Origin of the sequence: Lysinibacillus sp. FJAT-14745, assembly GCF_001275675.1 — a bacterium.
In the GTDB taxonomy this organism is placed as follows: Bacteria; Bacillota; Bacilli; order Bacillales_A; family Planococcaceae; genus Lysinibacillus.
Genome location: NZ_LITM01000006.1, coordinates 328,027 through 350,728 on the forward strand (window position 1 = coordinate 328,027; position 22,702 = coordinate 350,728).

Sequence of the window (22,702 nt, forward strand, 5' to 3'; positions counted from 1 at the left end):
ATTTGATAGTAGCGAAATGAAATCTCGCTGTAAATAGCTTAAATAGTATTTCTCTATTAATTTTGAGAATTTAATCTTTTTTAATATTTTAAAATTCTGCAAAAATCAAAAATATTCTACTTTATGTGTATATTTTAATGTATTATGTAGATAATTGTGTTTTTGCGTAAAGGGGACGTGATGACATTTGAGTTTAGGGAATCATATAAGAGTATTTATTTGTGTTGTGTTTATGGGGCTACTTGTCGGATATGTGTATAATGCCAAAAAAGATATAACTGATAATGAGTATATCGATACAGTAAAAGAAGGGTATTTGGAGAATTTTTCAGAAGTATCTGTTCGTAATGCATTTAATTATGCATTTTTTGAACCATATTGGCGATATTATCAAGCAAAAACAGGCGAGCATGTTGTCGAATTATCAGGTGATATTACATTTGAAGGTGAAAAAGGACATGCCATTTTACAGTTCGTAGTGGATGAACAAACTAAGCAATTTACTGTTTATGCGATGAAATTTAATGATGTCGTTTTGAAGCCTGAACAAAAACGGTTACTTATTGGCATGGTTTATGAAACGTGGCATACAAACCGGCTCGCCTATGAGTAAAGTCTATTGCTTTGTAAAAAGAACTTCCTATATTACAGTAGAGAGGAGTGCAAAGAGACAGAGAGGGTGTTTTCAATGAGATTAAGTATTTTAGATCAAATGCCTATACCAAAAGGTCATACCGCTGAGGAAGCCTTTCAGCGTACAGAACAAATAGCGCTCTTAGGTGAAGAGCTAGGGTATCATCGTATGTGGTTAGCAGAGCATCATAATAGTCATTCACTGGCAAGCTCAGCTCCCGAGGTTACAGCAGCTTTCTTAGCAGCGAAAACAAAACGTCTTCGTATCGGTACTGGAGGCGTTATGATGATGCACTATTCTCCATATAAGCTGGCAGAGGTTTTTAAAACATTAAGTGGCTTGGCACCGAATCGTATTGATTTTGGCGTCGGTAGAGCCCCTGGTGGCGACCATGCCTCTATTTATGCACTAGCAGAGGGAAGAGGACAACGTTTTACAGAGCAATACGATAAGCTCGAAATAACTTTAAAACTGATGAATAATCAAAAAACAGGCGAAGATGTCTATGATCAAGTGATAGCGGCACCAGTTAATATCCAATTACCTGAGGCTTGGTTACTTGGGTCTAGTGGTCAAAGCGCTATGCAGGCAGGACGATTAGGTGTGGGTTATTCATATGCGCAGTTTTTCACTGGCAATATGTCAAAGGATATATTTGATACGTATAGAGATTACTTTATACCTTCCTACTACATGGAGAAACCACAAATTATCGTTACTTATGCGGCGACAGTTGCAGATACGCTAGAGGAAGCGGAATATTTGGCAAAGCCGATCGATATTACACGTCTCCATCTCATGAAGGGACAAATCATTCAAGCGATGTCGCCTGAGGAAGCAAAGGATTTTCCACTTACGGAACTAGATAAAATGACAATCGCCAATAATCGAAAAGCCAATCTTGTCGGAACGCCTAAGGAAATCGCTAAATTTTTAATAGCAGAGCAAGAGCATTATGGATTTGGCGAAGTGATGCTAAACTGCAATCAATACGCACTAGAAAGTCGCATGAATACTTATAAGCTAATTGCAAAGGAATTAATATAAACCACACAGCTTTACCGACAAAGTACTTAAACAAAATCTAATAATCAACAAGAACAGCTCCTAATTTGCTAGCGAAAATACTCTATGAATCATGTAAAAAGATGTACAGCAAATAATCAAGACAATAGGATGCGGTGGTAGAAGAAAATAACAAAAAGAAGCTATGTTCCATACGTGAACACAGCTTCTTTGATAAATATATTTGCTCCCGAATGCTTTGTTACTTTTGACTTTTTGAATATGATCTTCTTACAGCGGGCTATAGCTCCGAGTTTACATCATAATTTTTCAATCACAAATCCTTTTTCGAAAACATTCTCGTTAGTTTAGGAATCTTCTTCATCTGTAAATATTTTAAGTGCCCCAATTACCACTACTGAAATAAATACTACCAATGTAAATTTAAGAATGAAAATATCAAAGATGAAACCAATTACAACGATGGGTAATCCAATCATGGCTATCATAGATGTAAATTTTGTATAACGGATAACTACATTAGATAACTCTGGCTCTTCTTTGTACATCCACCTTTTTCCGAACAATAAACTTTCTTCAGGATAAAAATATGTCCAAATTATCGAACCATATAAGGGAATCATTAATATAATTAATAAAATATTTTCAGCCATTTAAATCCCCCTTACTCTCTGCCATTATTTTACCATTTGTTCATAAATATTTCTTGTTATATAAACCTATTTCGTTAGTTAAAAAACATAAATTTTTTTGGAAAACAAGCTCGACCGTATTAAGAGTGTAGATCTTTAAAGAAATTTATGATTCAAAATACATTTTTGATGTTGTAAAGAGGTCTAGTAGGTTACACATGCTATAATGATGGTAATAAAAAAGAGGTGATCTCTGATGAATCGAAAAGCAATACGAAGAATTCCGTTAGAAAAGTTTTTTGATTTAAAGGTTGATTTTGCCTTCAAGCAATTGTTTGGTAGTGAAAAAATAAAAATCAATTTCGCCTTGGCGTAATTGCGTCCGGATTTTGAATTGTGCTCGCACAATTCATTCCTTTCAAAATCCGTGACATCCGCCGGAGGCATTATCTTCATTCAGTAGGGGGGTGGATACACACTGCAAAGGAATCACATTTGTATTCATCTCACCACCTTTCAGAGGTGGGAGCTTCTACTGAATGAAGATAATTACCATTGTTTTTTTGAATGCGGTTTTAAAGTTTACCGGACGAGATACTATTAAAGAAGTAACATTTATTCAGCAAGAATTGGGCGGTGAATATTAGGACGATAAACAATCTCGGCTCGATATTCTTGTGAAAACACAAAATCGTGACTTTATCAATGTGGAAATTCAATTATCCAATCAGCAAGATATGACAAAGAGAACGCTATATTATTGGGCAAAAATGTATGAATCACAACTAGTTAGAGGTATGGGGTACAGTGAATTACGCCCAACCATTACGATCAATATATGCAATTTTACAATGTTTAAAGACCAGAAAGATTATCATAGTACTTATCATCTGTATGAAGACAGAACATTATCAAGGCTTATGCCAGAAGAAGATGTGCTGGAAATTCATTTTATCGAGATGAACAAGTTTATTACGCTCTGGCATGAAGAAAAATTGGATGCTCTTGATGACATCTTAATTAGATGGTTATTATTACTGGGTATGGTCGATGGTCGCAAAAAGAAAGTATATGCAGAGATCTATCGTGAATTGGAGGAGTTAGCGATGAAGGATGAAAACTTACGTGCAGCATTTGATACATGGGAAGAAATTAGCCAATCCCCTGAAACAATTCTTGCATATCAGTCTCGCTTAAAGTATATCCTAGATGAAGAAGCCCGCTACATTGATGGAATCAATAAGGGGAGAGAACAAGGATTAGAACAAGGATTAGAACAAGGATTAGAACAAGGATTAGAAAAGGGATAGAACAAGGTCGGAAACAAGAGCGAATAGAGTTAGTGAAAAAATTACTTAAACGTCATGAACCAATTGAAGAAATAATGGATTTATTAGGCTTATCGAGAGAAGAAGTGGAAAGAATAAAAAGATTAGATGTATCTCAAGAATAAGCACAGAAAATCATTAAAAGAAAATTAGCAAGTTTAAATGACTCTTTTCAATGGTATGGTTTAATTATATAAGTGATAAAAAAATCTCACATATAAAGCATCACTTTGTCTTATAGTTGTTGGAAAGGAAAAGCAACCGACATCAGGACTTAATAGAACATTTGCTGTTAAAGCAAAAATATATAGATCTTAGAAAAAATGTCCAATGCAAATGTATGCATTGGACATTTTTTCTTTTTACACCAGGCGTGTTGATTAGGAAAAAATAAGTTTATTATTGAGCGATAAAAGGATTTTTTCGTTACCACTTTGCCAATATATTTCCATTTTAACTGATTGTAGCGTAGGGCTACTCGACTCCCGCAGGAAAGCGAGTAGCACGTAGCGGAAATCAGCCTCTTTGGATGTATAAAAATGGTTAATCAACACACCTGTTTTTACACCTTAGCAGAGCCACTAACAAACTTCGTATCTTTATAATACATATTTTTTACAAGAACATTAGGACCTAAGCATTTTACTGCTGGACAGTGACAGTTTAGTGATTTCGCTAAATCTGTTGCCATCCATTTATCAAAAATCGCTGGTAACTCGTCGTTCGCAATATTGCCAAGCGCAGGTGTGTCGCCAAAGTCTGTTACAATGACATCACCCGTAAAGATATTGACATTTAAGCGAGAGCGACCATCTGGATCATTACGCATCGTCACGTTTTTTTCTTCTCTTAGTCGTTTTAAGAGCTTTTGATCTTCTTCATTCCTGCTACATGGATAGAAAGGTAGCGTACCAAATAGCATCCAAGTGTTTTCATCTCGAACATCAAGTAGATGATGAATCGCCTCACGAGTTTCTTCGAGTGATAAAGATGTAAGGGCACTTGCGAAATCTGAAGGGTACATCGGATGCACTTCGTGGCGTGCACATTTCATTTCGTTGATGATTTGGTTATGGATATGCGCTAAGTACGGTAAAGTTTTTTTGTTTAACATTGTTTCCGCCGATACCATTACACCGTGTTCTGCAAGCATTTTTGAGTTATCAATCATACGTTGGAACAAAGCTGCACGCTGTTCATAAGTTGGTTTTCGCTCCATCATGGCAAAGCCCGTTTCGACGAATTCATCGATAGTACCCCAGTTATGTGAAATATGTAGTACATCTAAATACGGTGCAATCAGTAAATATCGTTCGGGCTCCAATGTTAGATTGGAATTGATTTGTGTTCGCACGCCTCGTTCATGCGCATATTTCAATAAAGGTAATACATAGTTCTGAACAGATTTCTTAGACATCATCGGTTCTCCACCAGTAATCGAGATTGTTTTAAGTTGTGGAATATCATCGAGACGCTTTATGATTAGCTCAATTGGTAATGCATCTGGATCTTTAGTTTGTAATGTATAGCCGACAGCGCAGTGTGAACAGCGCATATTACAAAGAGTCGTTGTTGTGAACTCTATATTAGATAGGGTCATATGCCCATGTTGTTCAACATCTAAATACGCTTCCCATGGATCAAAGACAGGCGTAATTTTTTGTAAGGTTGTCATAATTGGTACATCTTCCTTTCTAGCACTCTATTGTCTCATATTCGCTGTTATTTTCAAATATGAAATTATCGAAAGGGCTATTTTTAGGCAAGATGATCATTTTTATTGCTCAATGAAGGAAATATTTTCACACTTTTCTTCAAATGATATTTCCCAAAATTCTGTAAAGAAGAGGGATAGGGTAATTTACTGTTATTTTTCTAAAAAAACGTTATGATAGAAGGAGTAAAATGGTAATACAGCACCAAAGAAAGTAGGAAATGACATGATAAAGTATGAAACATTATTGTTTGACGTGGATGACACATTATTAGATTTCGACTTAGCTGAAAATGCAGCACTTGACCGTTTATTTAAACAGGAAAATATTGCAGCAACTCCAGCGATGATTGCTCGTTATAAAGAGATTAATGAATCTATGTGGCGTGCTTTTGAACGTGGTGAGGTGTCTAAAGATGTACTACATAATACTCGATTTTCGATTGCTTTAAAGGAATTCGGCTTAGAAATAGATGGAGAGTATTTTGAAGCGATTTTTCAAAAACATTTGAAAGAGGCACATCATTATGTAGACGGTGCCTATGAAGTAATTGAACAGCTTGCAGATAACTATGATTTATATGTCGTTTCAAATGGTAAAACAATTACTCAAAATAAACGACTAGAGGATGCAAATTTAGCACAATTTTTCAAAGAGATATTTATCTCGGAGCAAACAGGTTATCAAAAACCAATGCCAGCTTTTTTCGATTATGTTTTTGAACGTATCGATAATATAAATAAAGATAAAACCTTGATTATTGGTGATTCTTTAACATCAGATGTTAAAGGCGGACTACAAGCCGGAATTGATACATGCTGGTTTAATATACGTAATATTGAAAATACAAGCGATATTCAACCACATTTTGAAATTAAAAAGCTTCATGAGTTACATGTATTATTAGATAATAAAATGACAATTCTGTAAGCACATGTTTGAGCTGCATTTTCAATTGTTCGTAATTGAAAGTGTAGTTTTTTGATAGAACTAAAGTGCTTGAGTATGTGCTAATAATACTATATTTTTACATGATGAAATCCAGTATGATAGTTTTAGATGAAAAGAAGGAGGAGCAATATGAAGGGGAAATTTTCAAAGGTAGTGTTAATAGGAATGTTAGGTCTATCACTCGCTACCCCCATACAAGCATATGCCTATCAAGAGCCAACGAATTATGTACATATGAAAACGCCAAATATGACGGTGTTCTCTGCATATGGTGCAACAATTAATGCATCAGAAAAAGGGGATATTTTTAGCATTAAAGCTAATATTGTTAATAACCGTCAGCCCTTAGAAGTGGAAATTTTCAAAAATGGTAAGGATGGGGTTTTAAAACAGGTTGCTAAAAAAGGCGTATTGGAGCCGGTTGCTTATAGAGATTTAAATGACCGAGTAATTGCCACTATTCACAATAATGCAGAATTAAAATTTGATAATTCACCGCCTAATTATTATCGTGATATAGGGGGATCAACGTATAGTTCATATATTACTACTTTATCGAATAGGGGCATCGTTCAAGGCAAAACAGCTGATAATTTTGGTGTTAATGATTCGTTAACACGTGCTCAAGTTAGTGCATTATTAACTCGTGCATTCAGCTTCCAACAAGTACAAACAAAGCAATTCAAAGACGTTGATGCTAAAAAATCTTGGTATGGTGGTTATGTTGGTGCCTTGAATTCGTTAGGAATCATCAATGGAAAAACGCCAACTATATTTGATCCAAATGGAAAAATCACACGCCAGCAGGCAATTTTAATGCTTGGTCGAACATTAGATGCTGTTGATTTTGTCCAAGAAGAATATGCCGTTTTACCCTACCAAGATACTTACTATCTTCAAGGGGAAACTTTGCGTCATACGGAGACATTGTATGCAATTGATGCTCTAGACTACAATGCAAATCTATCACCAAATCAATATATTACACGTGGGGAATTTGCCAAAATGCTAGCGGTGTCATTGAGCGCTGCTGGAAGATTATAATAGTATAAAATTAGCCGAGCATAAATACGTCTCGGCTTTTAATTTTCTTAAAATATGTTGTTGGAGTAGCCTTTTAAATGAAAAGACAGCCGCCGGAACATTTGGGATGCTTCACATTTTGCTTGTAAAAATTGATAACATGTATAAAAATCTATAGATCGGGCAAAACCTTTTATGAGACTAGTTTCCATGAAAGGGGAAAATGACGATGAGTACTGTTTTAACTGCAATTAAACGCGAAAAAGGGCGTCAATCATCATTAACTCAACTCAGACAGAACGGTGCAATTCCAGGAGTTGTTTATGGTTATCAAATGGAGCCAACAGCGATATCGCTTGATGCGAGAATATTTGCAAAAACATTAGCGGCATTCGGAAATAAAAGTGTCTTTCAATTAGATGTTGACGGTCAACGGATCAATGCAGTATTAACAGAAGTACAACGCTGTGCGCTAAAAGGCAATGTTAAGCATGTAGACTTCAAGTCCATTAATATGTCCGAGGAACTAGAGGTCGAAATTCCCGTAACGGTTACCGGTAAAGCCATTGGAGTTGCAGATGGTGGATTCCTATTACAGCCTAATCGTGAGGTTCGGATAAAAGTAAATCCAACAGAAATACCTGAAACAATAGAGGTCGATGTCACTGATGTAGCCATCGGGACATCACTTTATGTAGGAGATATTCGTCACAAGTTTTCCTTTGAAATTTTACAGGAAGATGACTATACATTAGTGACGATCACACCACCTGCCGCTGAAAATGTGCAGGAGGACGACATAGTGGATGGGACCCCTGAAGTAATCGAGGCTACTGGGAAAAATCCATCTGCGTCAGAAGAATAGCAACAAAAAATGGAGCCATCTTACACGTGCGGTAAGTGGTTCCTTGCTGTTTATTCTATAAACTGCTGTATAGATTTGCGATAACGGAAATACATCACTACGTACATACTGCAAGTTGCTAAAAATAGCCAAGGTGGGATAAAACGCATGATGGCAAAGGGGAAGTTTTCAATTGCCCCATACATGGTCCCAGCTGCAATCCTTACACTGCCTTCGCTCATTTCTTCGATTTTTTGCATCATTGCATAACCATGAAGCGGTTCGCGTAAAGCTAGTAAAATATAGTGCATTGTTTCCGATAAAGCTAGTAATTTATGCTTTTTCACTATGGTACACCTCTTGTTCAGTTCAACTGTATAATACAACTGTATATAAAAAAGACAATGCATCTTAAAATGCATTGTCCTTTAAGTTTATCCTGTAAAAGCTAATAATCAGTGGGGGATAAGAAAACCCCCACTGATAAAACTTTCATCTTAAATAACAGCGCTCTTCACGCCTGTCCATTTTGTAAATAATTTCTCGTTAAAAGTTAAAGCAAATTGTACAATTGGCCCAAGACCAAAGGCCATAAGAGCTGTTCCAACCCCAATAGGTCCGCCAAGTAAAAAACCAAGTATAGCTACTGATACTTCCATCGTTGTACGAGCGCGTGTAACACTCCAGCCAAACTTATGGACCATAAGAAGCATTAATGAATCACGAGGACCAATGCCTAAATTCGCCACCATATACATACCACAGCCCCAACCAAGTAATACTAAGCCACATACATAAGCTAGTAGTTGCATCCAAAAGCCATCTATATCAGGAAGTAAATAGTTGAAAATATCAATAAAAATACCTGCTAAAAACATATCTATAAATGTGCCTGGCAGTGGAAACTTCTTCGTCACTACCATATCAATAGCTAAAATGGCTAGACCAATTAAAATTGACCAAGTACCGATCGTTAAACCGAACGTTTTAGTTAGCCCGATATGTAAAACATCCCACGAACCAACACCAAAAATTTGCCCTTTAATAGTTAACGTTATACCTAAGGATAAAACCAAAATGCCTGTAAGGAAGAACAGACATCGTGTGAAAAAAGCTTCCTTCATCATTAAAACCCTCATTCTAAAAATTCGTCTGTCTAAAAAGTTATTATAACAATAGATTAAGAATAATCCTTGAAGATTGACATTTCGTAATTTTTGAAAAATGATGGTTAGATTAGCTTAATAAGGACAAAATATAATGGTATAAGAAAGGATGGAATAACATGAGCTCTGTACGAGATGAAATATTAGAAGTATTAAATCGAGAAAAAATAGGAACGATGGCAACAGTTGAGAACGGTAAACCTTATTCGAGATATATGACGTTCCAAAATGAAGACTTTGTATTATACACAGTGACAAATAAACATTCTGAAAAAATGGAAGAGCTTCGCAAAAACCCGTATACACATATTTTATATGGATATGAAAACAAAGGCTTTGGTGATACGTATGTTGAGATTGAAGGAAAGCTAACAGAAATTCTAGAGGAAGGAATAAAAAATAAGTTAGCTGAATTTTTTACAAGCATTTTCGTTGGTAATCATGATGAAATGGTCACACTAAAAATCGAACCAATTCGTATGCGATTGATGAATAGAAAAGGGGAACCACCTAAAGAACTCGAATTTACAAACGACCATTAAGATGTGGTCGTTTTTTCGATGATAATAGAAACTATACAATGGGCTACATTATTTAACGATAATTTTTACTTAAATTAAGACGAGTGTTCATGTTTGTAGCTGCTACTGTAGCCCAAAATTCCCTCGGCTCTTTTTTTAACACTAGAAAACGACCTAAAAGCATAACGGCTTTCAGGTCGTTTTCTTATTTGATATTGATACGTGCTTTTAGCTGCTTATTTAATATGGACGCCTGTGCTAATGCCTGTTCATCATGACAGATCTCACCAGGTTTGTTTGCTTCTCCGATAATATACGAGGAGAACGGCATCTTTAAGAAATCAAAGATATATTGGAATTGCTGAATCATTGGTAGACCTTTTATATAGGGAGCATCGCCACCAACAGCAAGTACAATAGCCTCGGTAGTTTGTAGTTTCTCCTTTAGCTGTGGAAAACGCTCATCTCGAATAGCTTGACTGAGTCGATCCACCATGTTCTTCATAATTCCTGACATGCTGTACCAATAAATCGGTGTGGCAAAAATAACGATATCACTTGTTAAAAACGCCTGGATAATTTGATCATAATCATCATCTACAAACTGAAAGCCATTGTCATCATGACGTAAATCGTTGATGGGTTCAATCGTTAAATATTTTAGATCTATTTTTTTATGATTGATGCCCTCTAATACATAATCAGCTAGTTGTTCACTATTACTACCAGCTCTAGAGCTTCCAATAAATACGGTAATGTTCATATGAATCCTCCTCTGTCATTCAAGTTAAAACTAGTGTAAACTTATTTTTATTATCGATAAAGATGAATGTTTCGATGAAATGTATCGGAAAAAACGATTTAGAGGTGAAGAAGGTGGATATGAAACAGCTACAAACGTTTTTAACAGCTACAGAAACGTTAAGCTTTACGCAGACAGCTCAGCTACTGGATTATGCACAGTCAAGTATAACAGCACAAATTAAATCGCTTGAAGATGAGCTAGGTGTTGTTCTTTTTGAGAGGCTGGGAAAACGTATTACCCTTACGGAGGAGGGCAAGCGATTACAACAGTATGCTCAAAAAATGCTAGATTTAAATGTGGATATGAAAAAAGCTGTATTAAATGAACAAGCACAAGTGGTGTTAAAAATAGGTGCACAGGAAAGTCAATGTGTGTACCGTCTTCCGAGTATTTTACAACAATTTCAAAAAGCCCATCCACAAGTGAAAATCATTTTTAAGCCTGTCCATACAACTGAAATCGCCAAAGATTTATTGCAGTCAGGCAAACTTGATATAGCGTTTATTACAGATGCCTATAAGGAAACACCTATGTTACATCGTGAGCGACTTATTCAAGAGCAATTAGTATTTGTCAGTGCACCTATTGATAGCACCGCGAAAAGAGATGTATTTTCTTTACAGCAACTATCAAATGAAACGATGCTTTTGACGGAAAGTGGTTGCTCCTATCGTAATCAATTGGAAGTACAGCTGCAACAGGAAGGTACTCAACCAATACAAATGATTGAATTTGCAAGTATAGAAGCCATTAAGCAATGTGTGATGGCAGGCTTAGGTATTTCATTCTTACCCAAAATGGTGGTGGAGAAGGAGTTAGAAAACCATCGTTTAAAAGAACTGACTGCATCAATGAATTTAGCAGAAATCTTTACGGATATCGCTTGGCATAAGGATAAACACATATCTCCGTATCTCGCTGATTTTATACAGATTGCCATGAAGATGTATAAGAAGTTTTAAGAGCATTGTTATACCCAGACTGATGATAAAAAGATGCAGACCACTGAAATAGGGCACCGTTTTAATAACCTAAATTATTTTTTAAAGAGGAAACCACAATTTAGACCTATCTAAATTTGTGGTTTTTTTCATTTCAACTTTTAATGTGGATTCAACTTTACGGTATTTTTAAATAATACAGAATATTAATTAATTTCGTCACAACAATAGTGTACGATGCATAGTATAGAGTAAATACTGTATGACATATAGTAATAAAAATGAGGTGGGTGGATGAGTAATTTATTGAATTCATTAACTACAGAGCTTAGGAGAGGTACGTTGACATTAGCAGTTTTAAGTCAATTGCGAACTCCTCAGTATGGCTATTCACTAGTTTCTTTATTGGAAGGGTTAGGTATTTCTATAGATCAAAGTACCTTATATCCATTGCTTCGTAGGTTAGAGAAACAGGATTTGGTGACGAGTAGTTGGGATACATCTGAGAGTAGGCCCCGTAAGTACTATGTTTTAAGTGAATATGGGTTAGAGATATTTTTGCAGTTAAAAAAGGAATGGATGGAGAATTCGAAAGAGCTGTATAACTTATTGAAAGGGGAGGAAGATGATGAATTTAATTGAGGTTTATATTCGGGAAGTTGCTCAGAGGCTTCCTGAAAAAAATCGTGAAGATATTATACTTGAGTTACGGTCAAACATAGAGGATATGCTGCCTGATGATTATAGAGAAGAAGATGTAAAAGTGGTTCTTGAAAAATTAGGGAGTCCAGTGGCATTGGCAAGTAATTATCGAGATTGGCCAATGTACTTAATTGGTCCACGCTATTTTGATGTATATGTGACTTTACTTAAAATGATTTTACCGATCGCTGCTGTCATTTCGTTAATCGCGATGACTGCCGAATATTTTATTGGATATAGTGGAGAACAAGCGGTTTTAAATATTGGTTTGAACCTTATGACTGAAGGAATTCAGAGAATCATTGAAGTAGGGATACAAGTATTCTTTTGGCTAACACTTATGTTTGCAGTCTTGGAAAGAACAGATAAAGGAAGAGGTGGGCAGCCATTAACAGCACGCTTTAAAGAATGGACGCCTGATGATTTAAAAAATAAACCTTATATTCCTAAGAAAAAAGCAATATCAAAGTACGAAGTATTTTTAAGTTTAATGTGGACTGGGATTTGGGCAACATTTTACTTTTATGCGAATTATCTTGTAGGTGTATATGAAGGAGGAAGAGAAGGACTTGTATTTGTGACTCCAACTTTCAATCAAGAAGTTTTATTTCGATATTGGCCTATTGTTGTGATTGTAATAGGCTTAGAAATTGCATTTTCCCTTTACAAATTAATCAAGCAGCAATGTACGAAAAGAATGGCAATATGCAATACTGCCCTACAATTAATTGGCACTATTGTATTTATCGTAATACTATTAAATCCTAATTTACTAAGCCAAGATTTCATTACGTATATGTCGGATTTATTTGCTATTACTACTAATCAATTTAAAACGCGGATAGTTGGTGGTGGAATGTTCATCTTTATGATTACTGCGGCATTCAGTGTATTTGATGGCTTCCGCAAGGCTAACATTCGTTAATCTGGACTGCTTATTAGCGGATACACAAAACAATTCAACGAATAATTATATCTATAATAAAAACTATAGAATCCATTTTGAACGATCTTTTATTAAAATGGATTCTTTTTGTTTGCTGTTAAATAAGGCTAAGCAAATGTTTTTTCTAAAAAAGTACAAGAATAACGCATTGTTGTGTAGACGGTATTCTCGCATATACAAAAAAGGGAAGAATCATAGTGTTTGGAAGGCGCAGACGTTAGTTCAAAATAAGTTAAAAAAGTGCGAATGAATATTTTTAATCCATTTCGCACTTTTTAGTTCTTTTCACTATGAAAGGATATTATGGTGATTTATAAAAGTACCTCAAGGGTGTTCCTTTATTTTCAGTAGGACCAATGGAAAACTTATTGCTTCTTTAAAGTCCCAGAAAAAGTAGTGCCTTCATCATGCTCTGTACGACAATCTACTTCAGTCATTTTAAGCGCATTATTAAGGCGTTCAAATTCTATTACACATCGATTGCCGTTTGAGGATTTGTTCATCACTGCCTTAGTGCTAGAAGTAATCGTTGCTGTGCCATCGACACTCCCTGCAGCTGTCCCATCATTGGCTGTAATGAATATAGTAAAGCTTTTACTTGTTGCGTTTGAAATATAGGCATCACGGCGATTAAAATCAGTTGAGCCTGTACCCCACTTATAGTAATACGAATAGGTACCATCCCAAGCACTATTAGAAGGTGTTGTCAGCTGCATTGTTTTATCTAGCTGATTTTGGCCATTTTTCGCTCTTGTATTTAAAGCAGCGTTACTCTTATTTTCATGAATTGCTTGTGCGTCCTCTGAAATTTCATAAAAATTCCTTTCGTCCATACGGTGGAGCATCGTAACGACTTGAGCTCGTGTCATATTGTTTGTAACGCCAAAAAACTTCTGTAAATTGCGGTTTTCATACTGAAAGTTTTGACCAGTGGAAATGTAATAATCGAGTAAAAACTGTATGGATTGATCTAATCCACTTTTACCTTTAGCTAAATGTGTAATTGCCTGTGCCACAACACCGCGCTTTACATTAGCTGCTCGAATAGTGTTATCGAAATATCCGTTTAATGGAACACCATAGCTTGCAAGTCGATTGTAAAATTCATCAGACCAGATTGCTGCAGGGGTTTGTTTTTTTATTTCATCATTTGGTGATTCAAGCTCAAAAAAATTTGCAAGTAGTTTTGCGAATTGTTGCTCCGTAATTGTAGCATAGGGCTTAAATGTACCATCAGCATAGCCATTAACGATATCATATTCCTCTGCCCACATGATAGCTTCATAGGCATAGTGATCTTCTGGTACATCTTTAAAGCCAGCAGCTTGTACAGTGTATCCACTTGCCACAACAAGTATGGTAAGCAATAAAGCGCACACTAATTTTTTCATTAGTCTCAGTCATCCTTTCTTCTAGTCATGTTAATAGTTTGAAGGATATGGATAAAAACTGCAAATTTTTTTAGTTTATTTTACTAAAACTGTTCTTTTAAGAAAGAAGGGATAAAAAGAGATGTTGAATAGTTTAAATAAATACCTCCAAAAATGGATGCCTATTTTAACACCGCTTAGCTTATTAATTGGTGTATTGTTCGAGAATGTAGGGCATCAGTTATTATTTTTAGTGCCTTGGCTGTTTGCTTTTATGACATTTGCAGGTAGTTTAAGCATGAATTTTGAAGGAATAAAAAGTCTTAAAAAATACCCAACAGTTATATTAGTTGTTATTGCATTTTTACACCTGCTCATGCCAATTTGGGCTTATTTTGTAGCAAACTTCATCTTTAACGATCATCTACTAACAATTGGATTTGTTTTAGCAGTCGCTGTACCAACAGGAGTAACGAGCTTTATTTGGGTCAGTATTTGTAGAGGGCATCTCGCATTATGTCTTGCAATTATTTTAATCGATACACTCATTTCGCCCATTGTTATTCCTGCATTACTTCATATTGTTGTAGGGCAAACAATCGAAATTGATACGGTTGGCCTCATTCTAGATTTACTTTGGATGATTGTTGTGCCTTCTCTTATAGGTGTAACGTTAAATGAGTTTACTAAAGGTAAAATTGAGCTGACTCTAGGAAAGAAATTAGCCCCTTTTTCAAAACTTAGCTTATTTAGTATTGTAATGATAAATAGTAGTGCGATTGCCCCGTATATTAAAAATATTAGCTTGGAGCTTGTTAGTGTTATTTTGGTCGTATTTATACTGGCAGTATCAGGGTATGCTTTTTGTTTAGTATTAGGGCATATACTTTGGAAGAATAAAAGCATTGTTACGATGTTCGTTTTTACAGGAGGAATGCGTAATATTGCTGTAGGGGTTGTAGTAGCGACTACATACTTTCCTGCAAAAACGGTTATGCCTGTAGTGTTTGGTATGCTATTTCAGCAAGTTCTTGCCTCGTTCTTTAGCCGAATAATCGAAAAGTATCAGCTGAAATATGCGGAAGGTTAAATAATGTTAAATGCAAAAATATTCGCGATTGTTCAGAAGGAGGCGAATATTTTTTGTAAGAATTACAGTGCTGCTATCATCGACTGTTATTAGAACGCAGCATCATTTTGTGACAAAAGAAGAAAAGACACTAAAAATTTTGATGCAATATCATCAAGTGAAAATAAAAAGGTAGGAGGTTTCCATTAAGCTCCCTTCAGAATATGATGAAGATAAGCAATATCCATGTTATTTAAATGTAGAATGGGGGAGATATTTCATATTAAAAATTCTACAAAAATATAAATTTGAGAGTAAACACCAGCACTTATTATACAAGAAATTTTAGTGCTTTGTGCTTGTCGGAAGTATTTTGAGTACTAATTATGTCACTTAAGAAAGAAGAGTGCATGTATGAAAAAGTTAGATGATTTGAAGCTAACGATTCTTCCGTTAATTATTTTGCTGGTTCTTATACTTTTTTGGAAGCTGACCGAGTCTGTTGGGGCGGGAATGCTGGTAATTATTTTCTGGATAGGCTGGCGCCGCCTTGTAAGAAAATTAATATAAATTGATTGAGGGATCTTTCTAATTTTACGTAGTGTCAGTTTTAAGGCTCCTCACAAAATGCTAAATGGCGGGTCTGTCGATTAAACTTACTAAACAGCTTTATGCAAACAAAGTAGCATGTGTCTACAATCAGACATCGTTTGATAATGGAATCAAACGGTGTCTTTTTATCGCTTTCCTTATAATAACTATATTTTTGAATGAAGATCTCAAAATACATAATTACAAAAGAGATATATTCGAGACCAGGCGTGTTGATTAGGAAAAAATAAGTTTATTATTGAGCGATAAAAGGATTTTTTCGTTACCACTTTGCCAATATATTTCCATTTTAACTGATTGTAGCGTAGGGCTACTCGACTCCCGCGGGAAAGCGAGTAGCCCGTAGCGGAAATCAGCCTCTTTGGATGTATAAAAATGGTTAATCAACACACCTGATTCGAGACATATATATCATGAAATTATTGTAAAATGACTATGTACTAATATTTGTAATTTTGTTACTATTTATTAATTAATAAAACAACAAGGAGATACAGAATGTGGCGTAGTCGAAATGTATGGATAATTTTATTAGGTGAATTTGTCGTCGGTCTTGGCTTGTGGGCTGGGATTATAGGGAATCTAGCTTTTATGCAAGAGGTCGTTCCCTCTGACTTTCACAAATCATTAATTATTTCTAGCGGTATATTGGCGGGTTTAGTAGTAGGTCCGTTGGCAGGACGTATTATTGACAGGTCAATGAAGAAAACAGTTGTACAGTGGGCTAGTGTAGGGCGAATTATTAGTGTTTTATTTATGTTTATGGCACTTTATACAAATTCGGTTATTTGGATGATTCTTTTTTTAATTACGTTGCAAATAGCAGCCGCCTTTTATATGCCAGCTCTACAATCTATTATTCCGATGATTGTTAAGGACAAGGATTTAATTACATTAAATGCTTGGCAAATGAATGCTCGCACGATTTCAAGGATTATTGGTACTGCTGCGGCGGGGTTCATGCTAAGTTTCTTTGAGCTGAAATGGTTGTACATCATTTCATTTATTGTCTATATGATGATGTTTGTTATTACGCACTTCCTACAATTAGATGAAACGGCAAATCAATCGTCAGCAACTAAAGAAAAGGGTGACTTTAAAGAAGTGTTACCGATGGTGAAAGAGCACCCGGTTGTTTTAATGACACTTGTCTTAATGTTAATTCCAACATTATTTTTAGGTTCCTTTAATTTAGTGATTATGAAAATTTCTGAGATTCATCATTCAACGACAATATCAGGATTATTATATACAGTTGAGGGCATAGGTTTTATGCTAGGTGCAGCTGGTTTGAAATTGATTACCGAACGACTGAACACTGGAACACTACTTTTTATATTAGCATTTATCATCGGTTCGATGGAGCTAATGCTAATATTCTCGGATATTAAATTTTTGGCATTAGTGGCTTTTGGAGTTTTTGGTTTTTCAGTAGGCTGTTTTTTCCCGACGACAATGGTGATTTTTCAAAAGCAAGTGCCAAAAGATTTCCATGGGCGATTTTTCTCATTCCGTAATATGATCGATTCTGTCATTTTTCAGGTCGTCTTATTGTCAACAGGCATGATGCTAGATTTAGTTGGTTTAAGTGGATTGGGACTTGTTTTCGGCGTTATTAGCTTAAGTTTAACTATCACTTTTTTACTCTATTCAAAGAAAAAGAATGTTGTGATGCATGCTCATTAAATATAAACAAAAAAGAACTGTCAAATCGGGAAACTGTTTTTGACAGTTCTTATTTCTTAATTAAGTCTACATTTTTAATGATTTTCTGAACGGGAAAGCCCAATTCTTCAGGTGTGGGATGTAGGGAGTACCACTATAACTAGAAAGGTTTGTGGTGCGCTTCAAGTATTCGAAAATTCCACTCTTTTTAAGATGTATGTTGCAGTTTATAAAAAAACTGATACATTGTGTATATAACGATTATAGACGAACAAACACAACCGTATCATTAATTAACTATCATTTTGTTTTTTGTCTCTAGTACAGAAGAAATATTTTTCTTCGTGCAGAAGTAGAGGAAAGTAGAAAGAAGGTGTTGCAAGATGCTTGGAAAAGCACAAGAAACCATGGATACATATATTGATTCACCCGAAAAGCTAAAGAGCTTGTATAAGCGAGTGCTAATCGTTGTTAGTCTCTCACAAGTTTTTGGTGGGGCAGGGCTTGCAGCAGGTATTACGGTAGGGGCTCTTTTAGCTCAGCAAATGCTAGGAACGGATGCTTATGCAGGAGTACCGTCCGCTTTATTTACTTTAGGGTCGGCAGGTGCGGCTTTAATTGTAGGAAAACTATCACAACGTTACGGGCGTCGTACAGGTTTATCAACTGGTTTTATTGTCGGTGGACTCGGTGCAATCGGTGTAGTAATTGCTGCCATGATGAATAGTGTCATTTTATTATTCGCTTCTCTACTAATCTATGGCGCAGGGACTGCAACAAATTTACAAGCTCGCTATGCAGGGACAGATTTAGCCAATAATAAACAACGAGCTAAAGCTATCAGCATAACAATGATGATGACAACATTCGGGGCTGTGGCAGGGCCAAATTTAGTAGATGTCATGGGTAAACTTGCTGTATCCATTGGTGTTCCGGCGCTTGCGGGTCCATTTATCTTATCAGCTACAGCATTTATTTTAGCAGGTCTTGTCCTTTTTATAATGTTACGTCCCGATCCGTTAGAAATTGCAAAGATGATAGAAGCGGACAGACGAGAGAGTGAATATGGAAATAAGACGGAATCTCTTAGTGAAAAAGCTAGCAATAAAAGAGGTCTGACAGTCGGAGCAACGGTTATGGTACTTACTCAGATCGTAATGGTTGCAATAATGACGATGACACCAGTACATATGAAACATCATGGTCATGGTTTATCGGAAGTAGGAATTGTTATAGGATTTCATGTAGGTTCCATGTATCTTCCGTCGCTCGTAACAGGCGTTCTTGTTGATAAAATCGGACGAACAGCCATGAGTATTGCTTCGGGAGTGACGTTGTTATGTGCTGGTTTATTAGCGGCATTCGCACCGAGCGATTCTATGATTCTATTAATCGTCGCTCTTTCTTTACTTGGGTTAGGCTGGAACTTTGGCTTAATTAGTGGTACTGCCCAAATAGTTGATTCAACTGAACCTTCCACTAGAGCAAAAACGCAAGGGAAAATAGATGTTTTAGTTGCACTAGCAGGGGCTTCAGGTGGTGCTCTCTCAGGGATGGTAGTGGCTAATGCAAGTTATGCGACACTATCATTAACAGGAGGGCTTTTATCCTTAATTCTTATCCCGGTTGTTATTTGGTCTAGAAGGGCTTAAGAATGATGATAAATTTCACAACAAGGAACTAAAGTTATATATGGGTTACTAAACAACCACATTTGGAATAGTTTCAGGTGTGGCTTTTTATTATGCCTTAGGAAGTTGAGTATGAAATTGAAAGAGGAAAAATTAAAAGGATCACCCGGAGGATAGTGATCCTAAGTAAAGATTTGAAGGTGTAAGATTAAATTAGTATTACCTTACAACAGTTATGAGCATTATTGGCGGTATTAGATATTAATAACCTCTATGCATGAAAGTTGCGCCGACAATAATTAGAAGAATAAATAGAACAACAATTAGCGCAAAAGCTGAACCAGTGCCACTACCATAATATTCAGACATAGTAATTACCCTCCTTTCTATAATGTATAATATGTAAAGTTTTCAAGAGGGATTGCGATAAATATCTACTTAATAAATTTAATTTAAAAAAAAATTTACCAATCATGCGTTTTAATGAAAAAATGTCACTCTTGTAAAGTGACCCTTCAATAAGGTGACGTAAAGCTAAATAAGCTTTACACATTATTCTCGCTATTTGTGCTTGGTATTAACAAAGGATTTTTAGATTAATACAAGAAAGTTGCGCCGACGATAATAAAAAGAATAAATAGAACGACAATTAGAATGAATGTTGAGCTAACATTGCCGCCGTAATAGCAATTGTTATTGTAATTACCTATATTACCGTAGCATCCTATGAAATTTCCCTCCTTGCTATGTCTATAGTATGTAAAGTTATAGAAAGCTAGGGGGGCATTCATCCTATTAGGGAAATGTATATAATTAGTATGGGATTGTTTTTGCGTATGAGAAAATGTGCCGATTAGCAGCCTAAAAAAGATATAAAGAATCCACCCTTCACAAGTAGGTCAAGGTGGAAGCTTGAATATGTAACATTTACTATTTGTTTCTCTTAAATTAGCTAAATATGAAACTAAACTACTATATTTGAATTAAGTATTTTCGTGGTATAATTTCCTAAAAAAAGGAGTGGTTTTTTTGGGAACTCGAAATTATTTTAAAGTTATAAAATTTCTAGTGTGTTTATCTGTTAGTTTATGCATCATAAATTATCCGATTATTTCCTTTGCTAAAACACTTGATACTAATTTAGCTAGTGAAAAAAGCGAATCTAATGACATTGATACTGGTATAGCAAACTTGAACTACAATAACAGCGAAGTTTTAGCAGTGAATGGTGACAAGGTTGATAGTTTTGTCCCAAAAGAAGGTATTAACGCAAATAATAAATTTATAGTGGTTGAACGTAACAAAAAATCACTTACAACTTCACCGGTAGATATTTCAATTATCGATTCGATGGCAAATCGTACATATCCAGGAGCATTACAACTTGCCAACCGATCTTTTGCAGACAATCAACCTAGTTTATTGGTGGCCAAAAGAAAACCGCTAAATATTAGCATAGATTTACCTGGCATGAAAAGAGAAAATACTATGACTGTGGATAATCCAACATATGGTAATGTATCTGGGGCAGTAGATGAATTAGTCTCTACTTGGAGTGAAAAATATTCAACAACCCATACTTTACCTGCAAGACTACAATATTCAGAATCTATGGTTTATAGCAAATCTCAAATAGCAAGCGCTTTGAATGTTAGCTCCCAAGTTCTTGACAATTCACTGGGGATTGACTTTAATGCGATTGCGAGTGGAGAGAAAAAAGTGATGGTTGCGGCATATAAACAAATATTTTATACCGTAAGTGCAGAACTACCTAACAATCCATCAGACCTTTTTGATGATAGTGTTTCTTTTGAAGAGTTAACTCGTAAAGGGGTAAGTAGTGATGCTCCTCCCGTTATGGTGTCAAATGTAGCTTATGGTAGAACAATTTATGTGAAATTAGAAACAAGCTCTAAGAGCAAGGATGTACAAGCTGCTTTTAAAGCCTTACTGAAGGATGCCAATACTAATGTAGAAACTAGTGGACAGTACAAAGATATTTTTGAAGAAAGTTCCTTTACTGCTGTAGTATTAGGTGGAGATTCACAAAAGCATAACCAGGTTGTCTCCAAAGACTTTAATGATATTAGAAAAATAATTGAAGATAATGCAGAATTCAGTCTTAAAAATCCAGCATACCCAATATCATATACAAGTGTTTTCTTAAAGGATAATTCAATTGCTGCTGTTCATAACAATACAGATTATATCGAGACAACTGCTACAGAATATTCTAAAGGAAGCATCCTCCTGGATCATTATGGTGCATATGTTGCTCAATTTGAAGTAGCCTGGGATGAATTTTCATATGATGAAAACGGGAAAGAAGTACTATCTCATAAAACTTGGGATGAAAGCTGGAAAGACAAAACAGCTCATTTCTCTACAGTAATACCACTTCCGCCTAATTCAAAAAATATTAGAATTTATGCAAGAGAATGTACAGGCCTTGCATGGGATTGGTGGAGAACGATTATTGATGAATACAATGTTCCACTATCTAATGAAATAAAAGTTTCAATTGGAGGAACTACATTACACCCAACAGGTAATATTAATTAGGTATAAACTTCTACCCTGGAAAAACAAACGGCTGAGACTCTTGTTACACAAGAACTTCAGCCGTTTTTATTTCCTCAAATATCTTGCGTGTTGTTACATGCGTAAGCTTATACAAAATTGGTACTGCCACTGCTATAAGAATCATACCTATAAAAATTTACGCCGGGATTTATTTGACCTTAAATGTTCGGTAACACTTGTGAAACTAAAACTTACAAAATTATAAGTTTCATGTCACCAAATTTAATTGTTAAAACTTAAATTATGTTTTAAAATTGTTATTGTTGAAAAAAGCTAAAAAGGTCGTTCGTCCTAAAGTGACTCCTAACTAATCATAGGTAAGAGTAAAGTTAAACAATTATATTTTGCTCTGAAGTTTGTAATCCATAAATCCTGTATATTTAAGTGGGAAATTTGAATAAACATTTCATTAAATAATGAGGTATTCCTATGGTTTAATATACCCCCGTAAATGTTAGTTGAAAAGTAAGCGTCAAATAGCGCCCACGTGTTTTTCCGTGGGCGCTTTGTTGTATGCTTTAATTAGTTTTCTTTGGAA

General features: G+C 35.5%; 22 protein-coding genes and 1 pseudogene. 15 read left to right on the forward strand and 8 right to left on the reverse strand.

Features of this window, described 5'->3' with window-relative positions:
* Positions 1 to 187: 187 nt before the first annotated feature.
* Together AMS59_RS11585 and AMS59_RS11590 are read left to right on the forward strand one after the other, a co-directional pair.
* Entirely contained in the window at positions 188 to 613 is a 426-nt protein-coding gene (locus AMS59_RS11585; protein ID WP_053483901.1) for a hypothetical protein, read from the forward strand.
* 75 nt (positions 614 to 688) lie between these two features.
* Positions 689 to 1,681, forward strand: coding sequence for an LLM class flavin-dependent oxidoreductase (locus AMS59_RS11590; RefSeq protein WP_053483902.1), 993 nt, complete (start codon positions 689 to 691; stop codon positions 1,679 to 1,681).
* A gap of 326 nt (positions 1,682 to 2,007) precedes the next feature.
* Here the strand turns inward: AMS59_RS11590 and AMS59_RS11595 are convergent, their stop codons facing one another.
* Positions 2,008 to 2,313 (reverse strand): hypothetical protein, encoded by a 306-nt coding sequence (locus tag AMS59_RS11595; RefSeq protein WP_199777729.1) that lies wholly within the window; start codon positions 2,311 to 2,313, stop codon positions 2,008 to 2,010.
* Positions 2,314 to 2,954: 641 nt separating this feature from the next.
* Between AMS59_RS11595 and AMS59_RS11600 the strand changes: the two are divergent.
* Positions 2,955 to 3,602 (forward strand): annotated as a pseudogene (locus AMS59_RS11600) (Rpn family recombination-promoting nuclease/putative transposase); the annotation flags it as partial.
* 580 nt (positions 3,603 to 4,182) lie between these two features.
* Here the strand turns inward: AMS59_RS11600 and yfkAB are convergent.
* Entirely contained in the window at positions 4,183 to 5,295 is a 1,113-nt protein-coding gene (gene yfkAB, locus AMS59_RS11605) for a radical SAM/CxCxxxxC motif protein YfkAB (protein ID WP_053483904.1), read from the reverse strand.
* Positions 5,296 to 5,560: 265 nt separating this feature from the next.
* Here yfkAB and AMS59_RS11610 point away from each other — a divergent pair, with 265 nt between their 5' ends.
* The 3 genes from AMS59_RS11610 to AMS59_RS11620 all read left to right on the forward strand — a co-directional run bounded on the left by AMS59_RS11610 (position 5,561) and on the right by AMS59_RS11620 (position 8,174).
* Positions 5,561 to 6,265 carry a YjjG family noncanonical pyrimidine nucleotidase gene (locus AMS59_RS11610; RefSeq protein WP_053483905.1) on the forward strand — a complete coding sequence of 235 codons (705 nt, stop codon included), beginning with the start codon at positions 5,561 to 5,563 and terminating at the stop codon, positions 6,263 to 6,265.
* 150 nt (positions 6,266 to 6,415) lie between these two features.
* The gene (locus AMS59_RS11615) at positions 6,416 to 7,330 is read left to right on the forward strand and encodes an S-layer homology domain-containing protein (protein WP_053483906.1); all 915 of its coding nucleotides are present in this window, start codon (positions 6,416 to 6,418) and stop codon (positions 7,328 to 7,330) included.
* Positions 7,331 to 7,538: 208 nt separating this feature from the next.
* Complete coding sequence (locus AMS59_RS11620; protein WP_053483907.1) at positions 7,539 to 8,174, forward strand: 50S ribosomal protein L25/general stress protein Ctc; 636 nt, start codon at positions 7,539 to 7,541, stop codon at positions 8,172 to 8,174.
* A gap of 50 nt (positions 8,175 to 8,224) precedes the next feature.
* Here the strand turns inward: AMS59_RS11620 and AMS59_RS26975 are convergent, their stop codons facing one another.
* Complete coding sequence (locus AMS59_RS26975; protein WP_369814324.1) at positions 8,225 to 8,464, reverse strand: PadR family transcriptional regulator; 240 nt, start codon at positions 8,462 to 8,464, stop codon at positions 8,225 to 8,227.
* Between the two features lie 186 nt (positions 8,465 to 8,650).
* Entirely contained in the window at positions 8,651 to 9,277 is a 627-nt protein-coding gene (locus AMS59_RS11630; protein WP_053484152.1) for a YitT family protein, read from the reverse strand.
* 161 nt (positions 9,278 to 9,438) lie between these two features.
* On the opposite strand from AMS59_RS11630, the gene AMS59_RS11635 reads away from it, so the two are divergent.
* A complete protein-coding gene (locus AMS59_RS11635) occupies positions 9,439 to 9,861 on the forward strand; it encodes a pyridoxamine 5'-phosphate oxidase family protein (protein WP_053483908.1) in 423 nt (140 codons plus the stop codon).
* Positions 9,862 to 10,045: 184 nt separating this feature from the next.
* Here the strand turns inward: AMS59_RS11635 and AMS59_RS11640 are convergent, their stop codons facing one another.
* Positions 10,046 to 10,603: a flavodoxin family protein gene (locus AMS59_RS11640; protein WP_053483909.1), complete on the reverse strand. Its 558-nt coding sequence runs from the start codon at positions 10,601 to 10,603 to the stop codon at positions 10,046 to 10,048.
* A 113-nt stretch (positions 10,604 to 10,716) separates the two neighbouring features.
* Between AMS59_RS11640 and AMS59_RS11645 the strand changes: the two genes are divergently transcribed.
* The 3 genes from AMS59_RS11645 (at position 10,717) to AMS59_RS11655 (ending at position 13,213) form a co-directional block, all read left to right on the forward strand.
* Positions 10,717 to 11,607 carry a LysR family transcriptional regulator gene (locus AMS59_RS11645; protein WP_053484153.1) on the forward strand — a complete coding sequence of 297 codons (891 nt, stop codon included), beginning with the start codon at positions 10,717 to 10,719 and terminating at the stop codon, positions 11,605 to 11,607.
* Between the two features lie 273 nt (positions 11,608 to 11,880).
* On the forward strand, positions 11,881 to 12,228 hold the full coding sequence (locus AMS59_RS11650; protein ID WP_053483910.1) for a PadR family transcriptional regulator: 348 nt from the start codon (positions 11,881 to 11,883) through the stop codon (positions 12,226 to 12,228).
* Positions 12,215 to 13,213 carry a hypothetical protein gene (locus tag AMS59_RS11655; RefSeq protein WP_053483911.1) on the forward strand — a complete coding sequence of 333 codons (999 nt, stop codon included), beginning with the start codon at positions 12,215 to 12,217 and terminating at the stop codon, positions 13,211 to 13,213. Before AMS59_RS11650 ends, AMS59_RS11655 begins: the two co-directional genes overlap by 14 nt.
* A gap of 386 nt (positions 13,214 to 13,599) precedes the next feature.
* Here the strand turns inward: AMS59_RS11655 and AMS59_RS11660 are convergent, their stop codons facing one another.
* Positions 13,600 to 14,625 (reverse strand): S-layer homology domain-containing protein, encoded by a 1,026-nt coding sequence (locus tag AMS59_RS11660; RefSeq protein WP_053483912.1) that lies wholly within the window; start codon positions 14,623 to 14,625, stop codon positions 13,600 to 13,602.
* Between the two features lie 121 nt (positions 14,626 to 14,746).
* Here AMS59_RS11660 and AMS59_RS11665 point away from each other — a divergent pair, with 121 nt between their 5' ends.
* From AMS59_RS11665 to AMS59_RS11675, 4 genes are all read left to right on the forward strand, one after another.
* Positions 14,747 to 15,694 (forward strand): bile acid:sodium symporter family protein, encoded by a 948-nt coding sequence (locus AMS59_RS11665; protein ID WP_053483913.1) that lies wholly within the window; start codon positions 14,747 to 14,749, stop codon positions 15,692 to 15,694.
* A 393-nt stretch (positions 15,695 to 16,087) separates the two neighbouring features.
* Positions 16,088 to 16,243 carry a hypothetical protein gene (locus AMS59_RS25825; RefSeq protein WP_199777730.1) on the forward strand — a complete coding sequence of 52 codons (156 nt, stop codon included), beginning with the start codon at positions 16,088 to 16,090 and terminating at the stop codon, positions 16,241 to 16,243.
* A 540-nt stretch (positions 16,244 to 16,783) separates the two neighbouring features.
* Entirely contained in the window at positions 16,784 to 17,971 is a 1,188-nt protein-coding gene (locus tag AMS59_RS11670; protein WP_053483914.1) for an MFS transporter, read from the forward strand.
* A 362-nt stretch (positions 17,972 to 18,333) separates the two neighbouring features.
* The gene (locus AMS59_RS11675; protein WP_053483915.1) at positions 18,334 to 19,602 is read left to right on the forward strand and encodes an MFS transporter; all 1,269 of its coding nucleotides are present in this window, start codon (positions 18,334 to 18,336) and stop codon (positions 19,600 to 19,602) included.
* 240 nt (positions 19,603 to 19,842) lie between these two features.
* Here the strand turns inward: AMS59_RS11675 and AMS59_RS24210 are convergent, their stop codons facing one another.
* Entirely contained in the window at positions 19,843 to 19,950 is a 108-nt protein-coding gene (locus AMS59_RS24210; protein WP_082337472.1) for a YjcZ family sporulation protein, read from the reverse strand.
* Between the two features lie 227 nt (positions 19,951 to 20,177).
* Positions 20,178 to 20,309: a YjcZ family sporulation protein gene (locus AMS59_RS26275; protein WP_082337493.1), complete on the reverse strand. Its 132-nt coding sequence runs from the start codon at positions 20,307 to 20,309 to the stop codon at positions 20,178 to 20,180.
* Positions 20,310 to 20,610: 301 nt separating this feature from the next.
* Between AMS59_RS26275 and AMS59_RS11680 the strand changes: the two genes are divergently transcribed.
* A complete protein-coding gene (locus AMS59_RS11680; protein ID WP_156304630.1) occupies positions 20,611 to 22,143 on the forward strand; it encodes a thiol-activated cytolysin family protein in 1,533 nt (510 codons plus the stop codon).
* The last annotated feature ends 559 nt before the right edge of the window (positions 22,144 to 22,702 follow it).

What these genes read in the sequence shown, in the direction of transcription:
- yfkAB (WP_053483904.1), bottom strand. Translation starts at nt 5,295, where the DNA reads ATGACAACCTTACAAAAAATTACGCCTGTCTTTGATCCATGGGAAGCG.
- AMS59_RS11675 (WP_053483915.1), top strand. Translation starts at nt 18,334, where the DNA reads ATGCTTGGAAAAGCACAAGAAACCATGGATACATATATTGATTCACCC.
- AMS59_RS11610 (WP_053483905.1), top strand. Translation starts at nt 5,561, where the DNA reads ATGATAAAGTATGAAACATTATTGTTTGACGTGGATGACACATTATTA.
- AMS59_RS11620 (WP_053483907.1), top strand. Translation starts at nt 7,539, where the DNA reads ATGAGTACTGTTTTAACTGCAATTAAACGCGAAAAAGGGCGTCAATCA.
- AMS59_RS11590 (WP_053483902.1), top strand. Translation starts at nt 689, where the DNA reads ATGAGATTAAGTATTTTAGATCAAATGCCTATACCAAAAGGTCATACC.
- AMS59_RS11665 (WP_053483913.1), top strand. Translation starts at nt 14,747, where the DNA reads ATGTTGAATAGTTTAAATAAATACCTCCAAAAATGGATGCCTATTTTA.
- AMS59_RS25825 (WP_199777730.1), top strand. Translation starts at nt 16,088, where the DNA reads ATGAAAAAGTTAGATGATTTGAAGCTAACGATTCTTCCGTTAATTATT.
- AMS59_RS11635 (WP_053483908.1), top strand. Translation starts at nt 9,439, where the DNA reads ATGAGCTCTGTACGAGATGAAATATTAGAAGTATTAAATCGAGAAAAA.
- AMS59_RS11615 (WP_053483906.1), top strand. Translation starts at nt 6,416, where the DNA reads ATGAAGGGGAAATTTTCAAAGGTAGTGTTAATAGGAATGTTAGGTCTA.
- AMS59_RS11595 (WP_199777729.1), bottom strand. Translation starts at nt 2,313, where the DNA reads ATGGCTGAAAATATTTTATTAATTATATTAATGATTCCCTTATATGGT.
- AMS59_RS11660 (WP_053483912.1), bottom strand. Translation starts at nt 14,625, where the DNA reads ATGAAAAAATTAGTGTGCGCTTTATTGCTTACCATACTTGTTGTGGCA.
- AMS59_RS11640 (WP_053483909.1), bottom strand. Translation starts at nt 10,603, where the DNA reads ATGAACATTACCGTATTTATTGGAAGCTCTAGAGCTGGTAGTAATAGT.
- AMS59_RS26975 (WP_369814324.1), bottom strand. Translation starts at nt 8,464, where the DNA reads ATGCACTATATTTTACTAGCTTTACGCGAACCGCTTCATGGTTATGCA.
- AMS59_RS11655 (WP_053483911.1), top strand. Translation starts at nt 12,215, where the DNA reads ATGAATTTAATTGAGGTTTATATTCGGGAAGTTGCTCAGAGGCTTCCT.
- AMS59_RS11650 (WP_053483910.1), top strand. Translation starts at nt 11,881, where the DNA reads ATGAGTAATTTATTGAATTCATTAACTACAGAGCTTAGGAGAGGTACG.
- AMS59_RS11630 (WP_053484152.1), bottom strand. Translation starts at nt 9,277, where the DNA reads ATGAAGGAAGCTTTTTTCACACGATGTCTGTTCTTCCTTACAGGCATT.
- AMS59_RS24210 (WP_082337472.1), bottom strand. Translation starts at nt 19,950, where the DNA reads ATGTCTGAATATTATGGTAGTGGCACTGGTTCAGCTTTTGCGCTAATT.
- AMS59_RS11670 (WP_053483914.1), top strand. Translation starts at nt 16,784, where the DNA reads ATGTGGCGTAGTCGAAATGTATGGATAATTTTATTAGGTGAATTTGTC.